This is a genomic window from Paraburkholderia sp. BR10872 (assembly GCF_040965835.1).
Classification (GTDB): domain Bacteria; phylum Pseudomonadota; class Gammaproteobacteria; order Burkholderiales; family Burkholderiaceae; genus Paraburkholderia; species Paraburkholderia nodosa_A.
This window is the reverse complement of record NZ_JBFRCN010000012.1, coordinates 20,106-34,494: the sequence shown is the minus strand read 5'-3', so window position 1 is coordinate 34,494 and position 14,389 is coordinate 20,106. Positions and strand designations below refer to the sequence as shown.

At 67.1% G+C, this 14,389-nt stretch carries 13 protein-coding genes; 11 read left to right on the top strand and 2 right to left on the bottom strand.

The window, feature by feature from the left end; translation table 11 throughout:
* The first annotated feature begins 46 nt into the window (after positions 1–46).
* Both AB4Y43_RS12220 and AB4Y43_RS12215 read left to right on the top strand, forming a co-directional pair.
* The gene (locus tag AB4Y43_RS12220; protein ID WP_042265707.1) at positions 47–511 is read left to right on the top strand and encodes an Lrp/AsnC family transcriptional regulator; all 465 of its coding nucleotides are present in this window, start codon (positions 47–49) and stop codon (positions 509–511) included.
* A 209-nt stretch (positions 512–720) separates the two neighbouring features.
* The gene (locus AB4Y43_RS12215; RefSeq protein WP_069265691.1) at positions 721–1,824 is read left to right on the top strand and encodes a saccharopine dehydrogenase family protein; all 1,104 of its coding nucleotides are present in this window, start codon (positions 721–723) and stop codon (positions 1,822–1,824) included.
* Between the two features lie 4 nt (positions 1,825–1,828).
* On the opposite strand, the gene AB4Y43_RS12210 is transcribed toward AB4Y43_RS12215, so the two are convergent.
* Together AB4Y43_RS12210 and cydX are read right to left on the bottom strand one after the other, a co-directional pair.
* Positions 1,829–2,422 carry an AAA family ATPase gene (locus tag AB4Y43_RS12210; RefSeq protein ID WP_368727901.1) on the bottom strand — a complete coding sequence of 198 codons (594 nt, stop codon included), beginning with the start codon at positions 2,420–2,422 and terminating at the stop codon, positions 1,829–1,831.
* Positions 2,419–2,598 (bottom strand): cytochrome bd-I oxidase subunit CydX, encoded by a 180-nt coding sequence (gene cydX / locus AB4Y43_RS12205; RefSeq protein WP_368727900.1) that lies wholly within the window; start codon positions 2,596–2,598, stop codon positions 2,419–2,421. Before cydX ends, AB4Y43_RS12210 begins: the two co-directional genes overlap by 4 nt.
* Positions 2,599–2,739: 141 nt before the next feature.
* Here cydX and AB4Y43_RS12200 point away from each other — a divergent pair, with 141 nt between their 5' ends.
* The 9 genes from AB4Y43_RS12200 to AB4Y43_RS12160 all read left to right on the top strand — a co-directional run bounded on the left by AB4Y43_RS12200 (position 2,740) and on the right by AB4Y43_RS12160 (position 13,839).
* Positions 2,740–3,186 (top strand): hypothetical protein, encoded by a 447-nt coding sequence (locus AB4Y43_RS12200; RefSeq protein ID WP_368617601.1) that lies wholly within the window; start codon positions 2,740–2,742, stop codon positions 3,184–3,186.
* Positions 3,187–3,378: 192 nt separating this feature from the next.
* On the top strand, positions 3,379–4,356 hold the full coding sequence (corA, locus tag AB4Y43_RS12195) for a magnesium/cobalt transporter CorA (RefSeq protein WP_069265695.1): 978 nt from the start codon (positions 3,379–3,381) through the stop codon (positions 4,354–4,356).
* 166 nt (positions 4,357–4,522) lie between these two features.
* Positions 4,523–5,485 (top strand): sugar ABC transporter substrate-binding protein, encoded by a 963-nt coding sequence (locus AB4Y43_RS12190; RefSeq protein ID WP_069265696.1) that lies wholly within the window; start codon positions 4,523–4,525, stop codon positions 5,483–5,485.
* A 266-nt stretch (positions 5,486–5,751) separates the two neighbouring features.
* Entirely contained in the window at positions 5,752–7,464 is a 1,713-nt protein-coding gene (locus tag AB4Y43_RS12185) for a sugar ABC transporter ATP-binding protein (protein WP_368727899.1), read from the top strand.
* Positions 7,461–8,549 (top strand): ABC transporter permease, encoded by a 1,089-nt coding sequence (locus AB4Y43_RS12180; RefSeq protein WP_141710712.1) that lies wholly within the window; start codon positions 7,461–7,463, stop codon positions 8,547–8,549. Before AB4Y43_RS12185 ends, AB4Y43_RS12180 begins: the two co-directional genes overlap by 4 nt.
* A gap of 139 nt (positions 8,550–8,688) precedes the next feature.
* Positions 8,689–9,726: a LacI family DNA-binding transcriptional regulator gene (locus AB4Y43_RS12175; RefSeq protein WP_069265698.1), complete on the top strand. Its 1,038-nt coding sequence runs from the start codon at positions 8,689–8,691 to the stop codon at positions 9,724–9,726.
* Positions 9,727–9,770: 44 nt separating this feature from the next.
* On the top strand, positions 9,771–10,712 hold the full coding sequence (rbsK, locus tag AB4Y43_RS12170) for a ribokinase (protein ID WP_342945777.1): 942 nt from the start codon (positions 9,771–9,773) through the stop codon (positions 10,710–10,712).
* A gap of 202 nt (positions 10,713–10,914) precedes the next feature.
* Positions 10,915–12,699, top strand: a complete 1,785-nt coding sequence (locus tag AB4Y43_RS12165) for a methyl-accepting chemotaxis protein (RefSeq protein ID WP_342945776.1) — start codon at positions 10,915–10,917, stop codon at positions 12,697–12,699.
* A 378-nt stretch (positions 12,700–13,077) separates the two neighbouring features.
* The gene (locus tag AB4Y43_RS12160; protein WP_069265700.1) at positions 13,078–13,839 is read left to right on the top strand and encodes a 2-keto-4-pentenoate hydratase; all 762 of its coding nucleotides are present in this window, start codon (positions 13,078–13,080) and stop codon (positions 13,837–13,839) included.
* Positions 13,840–14,389 lie beyond the last annotated feature (550 nt).

The following is a 14,389-nucleotide window of genomic DNA, read 5'->3' as shown; positions in this document are numbered from 1 at the left end:
GCGCGATAATGACGCCGTTCAGACTTCCCATACAGACCGCCGCCCGATGAGACCTCCGCGCCTCGATCAACTCGACGACCTCGACCGCAGCCTCGTCGCGCTGCTGCAGGAAAATGCGCGCGAAAGCGTCGCGAATCTCGCACGGCGCCTGGGCGTCGCGCGCACCACGGTGCTTGCGCGCATCGAGCGGCTCGAACGCACTCAGGTGATCGCCGGCTACGGCGTGCGCCTCGGCCAGGATGTGCTCGACGCGAGCCTGCAGGCGTGGGTCGGACTCATCATCGCGCCGCGCCATGGGCCCGATGTGCAAAAGCGCCTCGGCAAAATGCCCGAAGTGCAGTTGCTGTGCGCGGTAAGCGGCGAGTACGACTACGTGGCGTGGCTGCGCGCCGATTCGCCCGACCGCCTCAACGATCTGCTCGACCAGATTGGCGGCATACCCGGCGTGGAACGCACGACCACATCGATCGTGCTTGCGCGCAAGGTCGATCGCGGCTCGGTGACGGGCTGAATCGAGGGCTGAGCCGCGGCCCGAACGGCGAGGTCTTCGTCATCGAAAATGAATGGTTTCGTCATTTCGACGAGAACGGTCGTCAGAATGACGAAAATGGCGGTCGAAACGCATCGTTTTGCGTCTATGAACCGTATTTGTCTCTCCCTAGACTGTGTTTGAGCGGGCGCTGCCCATCCCCAAGCATAGAAAACCAAAGGAGATGACACATGAAAGTTGCAATTGCAGGCGCCGGCCTGATCGGCCACACCATTGCCCACATGCTGCGTGAGAGCGGCGACTACGAAGTCGCGGCGTTCGACCGCGATGCGAAATCGCTCGAGCCGCTTGCGGCGCAGGGCATTCCCACCGCGCGTGTCGATTCCGGCGACGCCGCCGCGCTGCGCGGCGCGCTGGAAGGTTATGACGTGCTGATCAACGCGCTGCCGTATTACCTTGCCGTGAACGTCGCCTCGGCGGCGAAGGGCGCAGGCGTCCATTACTTCGACCTGACCGAGGACGTGCGGGCGACCCACGCGATTCGCGCGCTGGCCGACGACGCCGATCATGTCTTCATGCCGCAATGTGGTCTCGCGCCCGGCTTCATCGGCATAGCGGCGCATGCGCTCGCGAGCCGCTTCACCGAGATCCGCGACGTCAAGATGCGCGTAGGCGCGCTGCCGCAGTTTCCCACCAACGCGCTCAAGTACAACCTCACATGGAGCGTCGACGGTCTCATCAACGAGTATTGCCAGCCGTGCGAAGCGATTCGCGAAAGCCGCACGCAGTGGGTGCAGCCGCTCGAAGGTCTCGAGCATTTCTCGCTCGACGGCGTCGAGTACGAGGCCTTCAATACGTCGGGCGGCCTGGGTACGCTCTGCGAAACGCTTTCGGGCAAGGTCGAATCGCTCGACTACAAGTCGGTGCGTTATCCGGGTCATCGCGCGCTCATGCAGTTCCTGCTCGAAGACCTGCGCCTTTCCAGCGACCGCGACACGCTCAAGTCCATCCTGCGCCGCTCGGTGCCCGCAACCGAGCAGGACGTCGTGCTCATCTTCATGACGGTGACCGGCATGCGCGACGGCAAGCTCGTGCAGGAAGTGTTCACGCGCAAGATCTTCGCGAAGACGGTGTGCGGCGTGCCCATGAGCGCGATCCAGATCACCACCGCCGGCGCCATGTGCGCGGTGCTCGATCTGTTCCGCGAAAAGCGTCTGCCGCAAGCCGGGTTCGTGCGCCAGGAGCAGGTGTCGCTCCAGCAGTTCCTCGCGAACCGCTTCGGTCAGGTGTACGAAGGCGCGACGCTCGACAGCCGCGCGAAGGTGGCGGCCTGAAGTCTCAGGTCGATGCCGTTGCCGACACGATGCGCTCGAGCAGCGCGTCGTAGTCGGCCGCGGCGGGCGCGCTGTTGTCGAAGAGCAGAAGGCCGTCGAGCTGCGCGCCCGACGGCATGAAGCGCCGCTGCCGGTATTCGTTCCAGTGAGCGAGCTTGTAGGCGTCGATCGGATGGGCGCGCGCGGCGATGCGCGCGTGCGCCGTTTCCTCGCTCGTATGCACCCACACCACGGTGAGTCCCACCTCCTGACCGACACCGAGCCACGCGCGGTCGAACAGCTTGCGCTCGCGCACTTCGCGCGACAGCGGGCCGACCACGAGCGCGCTCACGCCAAGTTCGAGGTTTTCGCGGGCGGTGTCGATGAGCCCGCGGTACTCGGGTTCGCGAAAATGCTGCAGGAAAAGCGGGCTGTCGCGATCGTTTGGGTCGTGCGTGAGCGCGCCCATCGCGGCTGCGCTATAGCTGCCGTAGAGCGTGTCCTTGTCGAGCAGGCAGAACGGCTCGCCGGTCTCGCGGGCGAGCGGGGCGAACAGGCGTTTGGCGAGCGAGGTCTTGCCGGCGCCGGCGTGGCCGCAGAAGAACACCAGTCTTGTCACGGGCGGCGTGCCTCGCCGTGTTGCGTGCCGGCGTTTGCCGACGGGGCGTTATCCAGGCCGTTTTGCTCGGGTCCGTGTCCGTTCAGGAATTTGCCGTTGGCCTCGAGCCACATCACGTTGATGATGCCAAAGCCGAGCGCAACGCCGATGCCGAGAATCCACGAGAAGTACCACATGGCCGTTGCCTCCTCTCAATGCCGGTTGCGAGCGCTGCCGCGCAGTCCCCAAAGCATATAACAACGATGATCGGTCTGGCGCCCGTACGGATATGATGGGCGCGAACCGGGAGCCAGACGTCAGAAAAGGGGAAAGCGCCCATGCCGCCTTTGCCGTCGCGCAGATCGATTGCGAGTCTCGCCGCCGCCGTCACGGTGGTCGCCGCGTTCGCAGTCGGCGGCTGTGCCGAGGAGCAGCCGCAGCCCATGCCGTTCAAGCCCGTGCCGGCCGAACGCATCCTGAAGCCTGGCTACACCGAGCCGGGCGAGGGCCTCGTGGCCGTGGACGTGCGCCGCGAGCGTACCCGCAACGTCATCGTCAAATTCCGCGACGCGCCCGTCTACATCGACGGTGAACGCGTGACCGACCTCATGGACGGCGAACACGTCACGTTCTACCTGAAGCCCGGCGTGCGCCGCATCGCCGTGACGACGCAGTTCGATCCTGTGATCGAGCTGCGCTTGCTTGTGGATCCGCGCTACACCAACCGCGCGAGCATCACCTTCGACAAGGATGACCGCATCGGCATCCGCCGCGTCGCGCAGTAGCCTCCCGGTTCGCCGCCGCCGTTGCACGGCGGGCACGGCGGGCACGGGCAGTGCTCTCAGGCCCAGTCAACCGGACGCGCGCCGCTCGGGCACCCCGTCCAGACGCCGTCGGTCGACGGAACACCTTACACTTGGCAACCGGTGCAACTCGAAGCGGCGCGGGCGCGACCCGCCGCGCGGAAGAAAAGGAACATGCTAATCAATTGCGTCGCGTATCAAGGCGGCAAGAAACTGGCCGATGTCACAGTCGAAGCCATCAGCGACTATCTGGCGAAGCCCGAGTGTTTCGTCTGGGTCGCGCTCAAGGACCCGGACGCCGGAGAAATGGCGGCGATGAAGGAGGAGTTCGGCCTGCATGCGCTCGCCATCGAAGACGTGATGAACGGCAACCAGCGGCCGAAGATCGAGGAATATGGCGACACGCTTTTTTGCGTGCTCCACACGCTCGAACTCGACGACGACGGCGAAGTCATCACAGGCCAGGTGAACGTCTTCGCCGGCCCCAATTTCGTGCTTTCGGTGCGCCACCGCGCGCAGCAGGGTTTCAGCGATGTTCGCGCGCGCTGCGAGCGCGAGCCCGAATTGCTGCGCGAAGGCTCCGGGTTCGTGCTCTACGCGCTGATGGACAGCGTGGTCGATCGCTACGCGCCGGTGCTCGAAACGCTCTCCGGCGAGATCGAGGAGCTGGAGGACCGCATCTTCGACAAGCACGACCTCGCGGGCTCGCGCGCGATCATCGAGGATCTCTATTCGCTCAAGCGTCGTCTCGTGATCCTCGCGCATCACGTCACGCCGCTCGTCGATGCCGTCGGCAAGCTCGTGGGCGGGCGCATTCCGCAGATCTGCGTGGGCATGCAGGCGTACTACCGCGATGTGTACGACCACCTCGTGCGCGTGTCCAACATGATCGACGCGCGCCGCGAAATGATCGTCACGGCGATCCAGGTGAACCTCGGCATGATCTCGCTCGCGGAGAACGAAGTGACCAAGCGGCTCGGTTCCTTCGCCGCGCTCTTCGCCGTGCCGACCATGATCGCGGGCATCTACGGCATGAACTTCGAGCACATTCCCGAGCTGCACTTCAGGTTCGGCTACCAGATCTGCCTCGCCGCCATGCTCGTGCTCGATATCTTCCTGTTTTTCCTGTTTCGTCGTATTAACTGGCTCTAAGGCGGTGCGGGCGTTGTTGCGCCGCCGCATGGCCGGCAGCGACGCCAGTGACAGAGCAAAGTTGACATCGTTGAGCGCCTGCGCCGAGAATGGGCCGGCAGAAAACGTTTGCGCATAACCAGAAAGCAGGGCCCAGCCGGGCCCGACAAACCGGAGACTTCCAGACATGAACTCCCGCATTCGCCGCCGCATCCTTCTCGCCGCCAGCGCGCTCGCCACGACCGCCGTAACAGGCGCTTTGCCGCTCGCGGCCCGCGCACAGGCGCCTCACAAGCCGAAAGTCGCGCTCGTCATGAAGTCGCTCGCCAACGAGTTCTTCCTCACCATGGAGACCGGCGCGAAGGACTATCAGAAGCACAACGCCGACCAGTTCGATCTCATCACCAACGGCATCAAGAACGAGACCGACACGGCCGCCCAAATCCAGATCGTCGAGCAGATGATCGTCTCGAAGGTCGACGCCATCGTGCTCGCGCCCGCCGACTCCAAGGCGCTCGTGCCCGTCGTGAAGAAGGCGGTGGACGCGGGCATCATCGTCGTGAACATCGACAACAAGCTCGACGCCGACGTGCTCAAGTCCAAGGACCTGAACGTGCCGTTCGTCGGCCCGGACAACCGCAAGGGCGCCCGCCTCGTGGGCGACTACCTGGCCAAGCGCCTGAAGTCGGGCGACCAGGTGGGCATCGTCGAGGGCGTCTCCACCACGACCAACGCGCAGCAGCGCACGGCGGGCTTCAAGGACGCGATGGACGCCGTGAGCGCGAAGATCGTCTCGACGCAGTCCGGCGAATGGGAGATCGACAAGGGCAACGCCGTCGCCTCCGCCATGCTCAATGAATACCCCGACATCAAGGCGCTCCTGTGCGGCAACGACAACATGGCGATCGGCGCCGTGTCGGCCGTGCGCGCGGCGGGCAAGCAGGGCAAGGTGTACGTGGTCGGCTACGACAACATTGGCGCCATCAAGCCCATGCTCAAGGACGGCCGCGTGCTCGCCACCGCCGACCAGTTCGCGGCGAAACAGGCCGTGTTCGGCATCGACACGGCCCTGAAGGCGCTCAAGGAGCACAAGAAGCAGTCGGAGCTGTCGGGTATCGTCGAAACGCCCGTGGTGCTCGTCACGAAGTAAAGCGCTGCGGGCAGGCGCCATGCCGTGCCGCGGCGGTATTTGCGTGCGCAACGCAATAAGCGCTCAAGAATCTCGCCGCGCAGCCGTTATTTGTACCGGGATGACCGCATGGGCGGCCGTCTTCCGCTGGGCGGCGTATCGCTGCCCAGCGCGCCGTTCGAGGCATGCTCTACCGGAGCGTGCGGCGGCGGTGCGGACCCGCAGTATCCGGGCGGCGCGACTCACCGGTTGAACCCGGCGGCGCGGCTCGCGACTACAGGATCGTGATGGATGCAAATGTCCCCGACGTAGCGTCACCTGCGCCCGCCGTGCTTACGGTGACGGGCGTCGGGAAGACCTACGAGCAGCCGGTGCTCGCCGACGTCAGCCTCGCGCTGCACGCCGGCGAAGTGCTTGCGCTTACGGGGGAAAACGGCGCGGGCAAGAGCACGCTCTCGAAGATCGTGAGCGGCCTCACAGCGTCGAGTGCGGGCAGCATGACGCTGATGGGCCACCCCTACGCCCCGGCGAGCCGCCGCGAAGCCGAGGCGCTCGGCGTGCGCATGGTCATGCAGGAGTTGAACCTGCTGCCCACGCTCACTGTTGCGGAGAACCTGTTTCTGGACCGCCTGCCGCAGTCGGGGCCGCTGCGGTTCGGCTGGATCGATCGCAGGCGGCTGCGTGACGACGCGCGGGCCGCGATGGCGCAGGTCGGACTCGAGGCGATCGACCCCGATACGCCGGTCGGGGAGTTGGGAATCGGGCATCAGCAACTCGTGGAGATCGCGCGCAACCTGGTCGGCAGCGCCGCTGCGGCCGATCATGGCGATGGCGGCGACATGCGCGTGCTGATCCTCGACGAGCCGACGGCCATGCTCACGGCTCGCGAGGTCGAATTGCTGTTCGAGCAGATCGCGCGGCTGAAGGCGCGCGGCGTGGCGATCGTCTACATCTCGCACCGGCTCGAAGAACTCGAGCGCATCGCGCAGCGCGTCGCGGTGCTGCGCGACGGCAAGCTCGTGCGGGTGGACGCCATGGCCAACCTCACGCCCGAGCGCATCGTCGCGCTGATGGTGGGGCGCGAGCTTGGCGAGCGCATCGATCTGGGGCAGCGGCGCATCGGCGCGCCGCTCCTGAAGGTGGACGGGCTCACGCGCGCGAAGGCTGTGCGCGACGTGTCGTTCGAAGTGCGCGCCGGCGAGATTTTCGGCGTGTCGGGGCTGATCGGCGCGGGCAGAACGGAGCTGATGCGGCTCATCTACGGCGCCGACCGCATGGAGCGCGGCACGGTGGCGCTGGCGCCCACGCCGGGCGCGGCGCCGGAACCCGTGCAGATTGCCTCGCCCGCCGATGCGGTTAAGCTTGGCATCGCGCTCATCACCGAGGACCGCAAGGGCGAAGGGCTGCTGTTGCCGCAGCCGCTCGCCGCGAACGTGACGCTCGGCAACGTAGGCGCGGTCTCGCGCTATGGCGTGGTGGACGCGGCGCGCGAGAACACGCTGGCGCGCACGCAGATCGACGCGCTGCGAATCCGCGCGTCCGGACCCGCGCAGCCGGTGGGCGAGCTGTCGGGCGGCAACCAGCAGAAGGTGGTGATCGGCCGCTGGCTCGCGCGCGACATTACGCAGTCGATGCGCGTCGTGCTGTTCGACGAGCCTACGCGTGGCATCGACGTCGGGGCGAAGTTCGACATCTACGCGCTGATGGGCGCGCTCGCACGTGAAGGCCGGGCGCTCGTGGTGGTATCGAGCGACCTGCGCGAGCTGATGCTGATCTGCGACCGCATCGGCGTGATGTCGGCGGGGAAGATGACGGCCATCTACGGTCGCGACGAGTGGAGCCAGGACAAGCTGCTCGCCGCCGCCTTCGCGGGGCTGCGCGCCGAGGATGCGCTGGTCGCGAACGCGCGCGATCTGCCGGAGATGGGCGACGTGCCGCCACACAGGGAAACGCGCAAGCCCCATGAACGCAACGACGACCCACGAGGGAGCGCTTCATGACGAACGACCCGTTGCGCGGGCAACCGTCGCCGCACGGCGACGAAATCGGTGGGCGTACCAGTTCGACCAAAATCGCGCCGGGCGCTGCGCCGGTGTCGGCGCCGCATGCGATGCAGGCGAGCGGCAAGCCCGTGGGCACGCGCTTCGGCTTTTCGAACTACCTGGGCCTCGCGCTCGCGCTGATCGCGATGATCGTGTTGTTCTCGCTGCTGAGTTCACACTTCCTCACGTACGATACGTTCAGCACGATCGCGAACCAGATTCCCGATCTCGTGGTGATGGCAGTGGGCATGACCTTCGTGCTGATCATCGCGGGTATCGATCTTTCGGTGGGTTCGGTGCTCGCGCTCGGCGCTTCGGTGGTGAGCGTGGCGTCGCTCAAGTGGGGCTGGGGCGCGCTGCCGGCGGCGCTGCTCGGCCTCGTCGCCGCGGCGGCCACGGGCACGCTCACGGGCGCGGTGACGGTGGGCTGGCGCATCCCGTCGTTCATCGTTTCGCTCGGCGTGCTCGAAGCGGCGCGCGGGCTTGCGTACCAGATGACGAATTCGCGCACGGCGTATATCGGCGACGCGTTCGACTTTCTCTCGAACCCGATCGCATTCGGCATCTCGCCGGCGTTCCTGATCGCGGTGGCGGTGATGGTGATCGCGCAGCTCACGCTGACGCGCACGGTGTTCGGACGGTATCTGATCGGTATCGGTACCAACGAAGAGGCGGTGCGCCTGGCGGGCGTCGATCCGCGGCCGTACAAGGTGATCGTGTTCGCGCTGATGGGCGCGCTTTCCGGGCTAGCGGCGCTGTTTCAGATTTCGCGCCTCGAAGCCGCCGATCCAAACGCGGGCGCGGGGCTGGAGCTGCAGGTGATCGCCGCCGTGGTGATCGGCGGCACCAGTCTGATGGGCGGGCGCGGCTCGGTCATCAGCACGTTCTTCGGCGTGCTGATCATCTCGGTTCTGGCCGCGGGGCTCGCGCAGATCGGCGCGAACGAGCCCACCAAACGGATCATCACCGGCGCGGTGATCGTCGTGGCGGTCGTGCTCGACACGTACCGCAGCAGGCGAAGTCGCAGAGGCAGCAGGACATAACAATTTTTTCGAGGGCGCGGTCCGCAATGCAGCGCGGGCCGACGGAAATGACCGGGAAAGCGACGCCAGACCAAACCTACAACGGGCGCGCAGAGAGCCGGCAGCAACAGGGCAGCAAAAAAGCAGGAGCAACATAAAGATGGCGACGATCAAGGATGTGGCCGCCGTGGCGGGGGTATCTTTCACGACGGTGTCGCATGTGGTGAACAATTCGCGTCCGGTGTCGGCGGACGTGCGGGCCAAGGTCGAGCGCGCGATCCGCGACCTGAACTACGTGCCGTCGGCGGTGGCGCGCTCGCTCAAGGCGCGTGCCACGGCGACCGTCGGTCTGCTCGTGCCGAACGGCACCAACCCGTATTTCGCGGAGCTTGCGCGCGGCGTCGAGGACGCCTGCGCGCGCAAGGGCTATTGCGTGTTCTTCTGCAACTCCGACGACGACCCGGCCAAGCAGCGCAGCTACCTGCGCGTGCTGCAGGAAAAGCGCATCGACGGCCTCATCGTCGCCTCGGCCGGTGACGACGCCGTGCTCGCCTCGACGCTTGCCGATACGCGCGAGCCGATCGTCGTCATCGACCGCAACATCGAGGGACTCGACGCCGATCTCGTGCAGATCGACCACGAGCGCGGCGCCTGGCTCGCCACGCGGCATCTGCTCGAGTTCGGGCACTCGCGCATCGGCTGCATCACCGGGCCGGTGACGACCGCGGTGAGCGCGATGCGCATGCACGGCTTCCTGCGCGCCATGTCCGAGCGGGGCGTGGAGATCGCGCCGGGCGCGATCGTCGAAAGCGACTTTTCCGGGGCGGGCGGTTACCGCGCGGCGGCGCAATTGTTCGACAGCGTGCGGCCCACTGCGATCTTCGCCGGCAACGACATGATGGGCATTGGCGCCTTGCGCGCGGCCGCCGAGCGCGGCTTGCGCGTGCCGGGCGACTGCTCGATCATCGGCTTCGACGATATCGAGCTCGGCAACTTCACCTGGCCCGCGCTCTCGACGGTCGGCCAGCCCGCGCGTGCGCTCGGCGACATGGCGGCGCTCACGCTGATCGAGCGCATCGCGAACGCGCGTGAGGAAGGCGCGAGGGCGCGCCGGCGCGTGATGCCGCCTACGCTCTTCGCTCGCGAATCGACGGGGCCCTGGGTCGGTGCGGAGGAATACGCGCCGCTCGCGGCCTGAGGCAGGGCGGCCGTAGCGAAGGCGCAAGCCATCGAGGAGGCATCGTGACGACTGACGCAGCAAAGCCGACCGACGCACGCGCTCGCGTGGCCGTGGTCGGCAGTCTGAACATGGATCTCGTCGCGCGCGCGCCGCGCTTGCCGTCTCCCGGCGAGACGCTCGCGGGCCATGCCTTTGCGCAGGTGGCCGGCGGCAAGGGCGGCAACCAGGCGGTGGCCGCGGCGCGCCTGGGCGCCCAGGTGGCGATGATCGGCCGGGTCGGCGCCGACAGCAACGGCGAGGTATTGCGCGCGGGGCTGATGGCAGAAGGTATCGACTGCGGCGCGCTCGAAACGTCGCCTGGCGCGCCGACCGGCGTGGCGTTGATCATCGTCGACGACGCGAGCCAGAATGCCATCGTCATCGTGGCCGGCAGCAACGGCGAACTCGCGCCCGAAACGATCGCTCGCCATGAGGCCGTGCTCGCGCGGGCCGGCGTCGTGGTCTGCCAGCTCGAAACGCCCACCGACGCTGTGGCGGCCGCGCTCGCCGCTGCACGGCGCCTGGGCAAGATCACCATCCTCAATCCAGCACCCGCCACGGGGCCGCTGCCCGCGCAGTGGCTCCCGCTCATCGACTATCTCGTACCGAACGAACTGGAGGCGGCCGCGCTCACCGGCTTGCCCGCGAGCACGCCGGAAGAGGCGGCGCGGGCGGCGTCGGCGCTGCGGGAGGCGGGCGCACGCAACGTGCTGGTGACGCTCGGAGCGCAGGGCGTATGTGCGCTGCTCGACGGCGCCGCGCCGGTCCATCTGCCCGCGCCACGCGTCAATGCGGTGGATACGACGGCGGCCGGCGACACCTTCATCGGCGGTCTGGCCGCGCGCCTGGCTGCCGGGGCGCCCGCGCTCGAAGCCATTGCTTTCGCATTGCGTGCGGCGTCGGTTTCAGTCACGCGCGCGGGCGCTCAACCCTCTATTCCCACGCTCGCCGAACTCGCGGGCTGAGCGCATCAGCACGTCTCGCTGGCATCTAAGCCATGACCGGCCACGGCGCGGCCTATTCGCGCCGCGCCTGATTGTATTTCGCCAATACTTCATACCATATACACATTTCAAGACCTTGAAATCCTGTGCCGTAAACGCCTGTTAGAGCGACCACTCGATGTCGGGCGTTGGGCCCGACCATATCACAAGCGTTGGGGGAGTCATGGGCAAGGGCATCAGTATCAAGGCGCGCATTGGCATCACGATGGGCTTTCTGGCGACGTTGATCGTCGCGATCAGTGCGGTCGGGCTGCTGGGTCTCACGCGTTCGAACGACGCGTATCGCGAGACTTTCACCGACCAGATGCCCAGTTCGCACGCGGTCAATCTGGCCGAAATCTATGCGGCACGCGAGCGTCTCGCGCTCGACCGGGCCGCCTTCGAACAGGGTACGTCCGACGCCGCGGCGACGGTCGACCGGGCGCGCATGCTGCGTGGCGTGTCGGACGACTTCTGGAAGAAGTACATGGCCTTGCCGCACGCCGGCGAGGAAGCGCGCCTCGCTCAGGATGTCGGAGCCCGGCGCGAGGCCCTGCACCAGATCGCGGACCAGTTCATGACGACCGTCCAGTCGGGCGATCAGGCGAAGGTGGTGGCCGGCGCCAAGGCGCTCAAGGAGGCCTACGACGGGCTCTCGAAGGCCGACGCCGTGCTCGACAAGTTCCAGATGACGCAAGCGCAGCAGGGCTTCGACGACGCCCAGGCCGCGTTCTCGGAGCTGCGCGTCGCGTGCATCGCGGCGCTGCTCGTAGGTATCGGCGCCGCCGCCTATTCGTTCTTCTCGCTGCGCCGCGCTATTGCGGAGCCGCTCGGCGAAGCGCTTGGCGCTTTCCATGCGATCGCCGCCGGCGATCTGCGCCGGCCCGTGGTCGTGCGCCGCAACGACGAGATGGGCGAACTGCTGGGCGGCGTCGCGCAGATGCAGCGCAGCCTCACCGAAACGGTGCGTTCGGTGCGCTCGGGCACCGAATCGATCGCCACGGCCACGCGTGAGATCGCCGCGGGCAACCTCGACCTCTCGTCGCGTACCGAAGAGCAGGCATCGGCGCTCCAGCAGACCGCGTCGAGCATGGAACAGCTCACGGGCACCGTGAAGCAGAACGCCGACAACGCCCGCCAGGCCAGCGCGCTCGCCGCCAACGCCTCGGAAATCGCCAACAAGGGCAGCTCGGTCGTCAATCAGGTGGTCGGCACGATGGGCGACATCAACGACAGCTCCGCGAAGATCGCCGACATCATCACGATCATCGAGGGCATCGCGTTCCAGACCAACATCCTCGCGCTCAATGCGGCCGTCGAAGCGGCACGCGCGGGCGAGGAAGGGCGCGGCTTCGCCGTGGTGGCGGGCGAGGTGCGCAGCCTCGCGCAACGCTCGTCGGCGGCGGCCAAGGAGATCAAGGGGCTCATCGACACCTCGGTCGAGCGCGTGCAGGCGGGCTCGGCGCTCGTCGACGAGGCGGGCCGCACGATGACCGAGATCATCGCCGCGGTGCAGCGCGTGACCGACATCATGGGCGAGATCGCGGCGGCTTCGCAGGAGCAGTCGGGCGGCATCGACCAGGTCGCGCGTGCGGTCACGCAGATGGACGAGGTGACCCAGCAGAACGCGGCACTCGTCGAGGAGGCCGCCGCCGCGGCGCAGTCGCTTGAGGACCAGGCGGGACGCCTGCGCGAGGCCGTCGCCGTATTCAATCTGGAAGACGCAGCGCTCGGCGCAGCGCAGGTGAAGCCTGCGCCGGCAGCCGCCAGGACGGCTTCCGTCGCCCGTGCTGCTGCCACGCGCCAGGCATCGGGAGCCGGGGCAGCTGCGCCTGCCGCAAAGCGCGCGCCGCGCAGCACTCCGGCTGCCGCCGCCCAGCCGGCCGCACGGCCCGTGGCAGCCCCCCGCGCGCCCATGAGCGCGGTGGCGTCGGCTGCCGGTTCGAACGGCGACTGGGAAACCTTCTGACATTCATCCGCCAAGCCGCGCGGGCCGTCCGCGCACGAGAGCCAGCCGCTGTGCCGCAGCGGCTTTTTTTACGCCTTTGACCCCGTTGTGCGGCCCCGCCGTGCGCCATGTGGGCGCCGTTACGGTACATTGTCAGCCGTGTCATCTGCGCGGCCCGGTCGGCGCGCTACACTGCGGCGCCCAGCGGTGCCCGCGAGCGGCATGGCGTCGTGCTGGACGGTTCAGCCCGCGCCGATGTCCGGGCGCGGCCCAAACGGGGTGGCACCGCAGGAGGAACGACCCGCCCCGCAGGGGCAAGGGAGCGCACCGCGCCAGGCAGGACGGATTGGCCGGCATCGAGCGCCAGCGCCGCATGACAGCACAAACAAGGAACCCGACATGACGCATGACGATCTCGCGCAACGCCTCGTGAATGCGCGCCGGCATCATCATCTGATCGAAACGCTGGAACCCGAGCGCGTGCCGCCCGACGCGGCCACGGCCTACGCGATCCAGCAGGCGGTGCTCGCCGGGCTCGAGACGACCACGGGCGGCTGGAAAGTGGGCGCACGCGCCCCCGGCGGCCCTGCCTCCGGCGCGCCGATCCCGGCGCCGCTCGTGCACGCCTCGCCGGCGCGCTTCGAGCGCCGCCACTTTTTCCGCGTGCTCGTGGAACTGGAAATCGCGTTTCGTTTTTCGGAACCGATCGTCCCTCGCGCCGAAGCCTATGCGCGCGACGAGGTGCTCGCGCGCGTGGGCCAGATCGTGCCGGCCATCGAGATCGTCGACAGCCGTTTCGCGCAGTGGCCCAACGTCGCGCCGCTCGCCCAGCTCGCCGATGCACAGAACAATGGTGCACTCGTGACCGGCCATGCGCTGCCGTACCCAGCGCTTGCCCGCGTGCTCGATTTCGTCGCGCCTGAGCTCGAACTGACGTTCGACGGCGCCTCGCTCGTGCCGGAGGCGCCGGGCAACCCCGCGGGCGATCCGCGCGAACTGCTGGTCTGGTTCGTCAATCATTGCGCCGCCATGGGCATCACGATCGAGCCCGAATGGACTATTACGACCGGCACCTATGTCGGTGCGCACCGCATCGATACACCGGGCCTCCTGCACGGCCACATCGACGGGCTAGGGGAAGTCGAAGTCGAGTTCGTCTAGGTCGCCCAGGGGCGCATCGTGTAACCGTCGCACCTGTCATATTTGCTCTCACGAACGGCCGCCGCGCGCATTGCGCGGCGGCTTTATTTTTTTGTACGCGTTGTGCGTCCCATGGGTGTAAACCTGGCAACCTGTCACGCGCGTCATCTTCATCGCGTGGCGTTCGCGCGTCGTCCGATTGGAGCGGGAAAACCACTACTGCCGACAGGGCCGGTCAGCGTCGATTGGCATCCGCGCAAGAATGCGCGGCAGGTCACCGACGACGGCGAAATCGACGCGTAAAACGGGAAAAAAATCGCATTGACGCGTGCTCACAACATTTGCGTGGCAGTTCGCAATGCGCGCGCGTTCTGCGGGCTCGCGAACAAATCGTAACGAATGGGTGTGCACCGGCGCTGCGTTGGTGCGTTTGATGAAGAGGCGATCTGTATGCCGGAGTGCCGGACAGGCCGGATGACAAGGCGAAAAGCCGGTCGAACATCAGGTAAAAAGTGGCGTGCTGCGAATGCCCCGCCCGATGGAATTAGCCAACACGCAGGCACAGCATGTG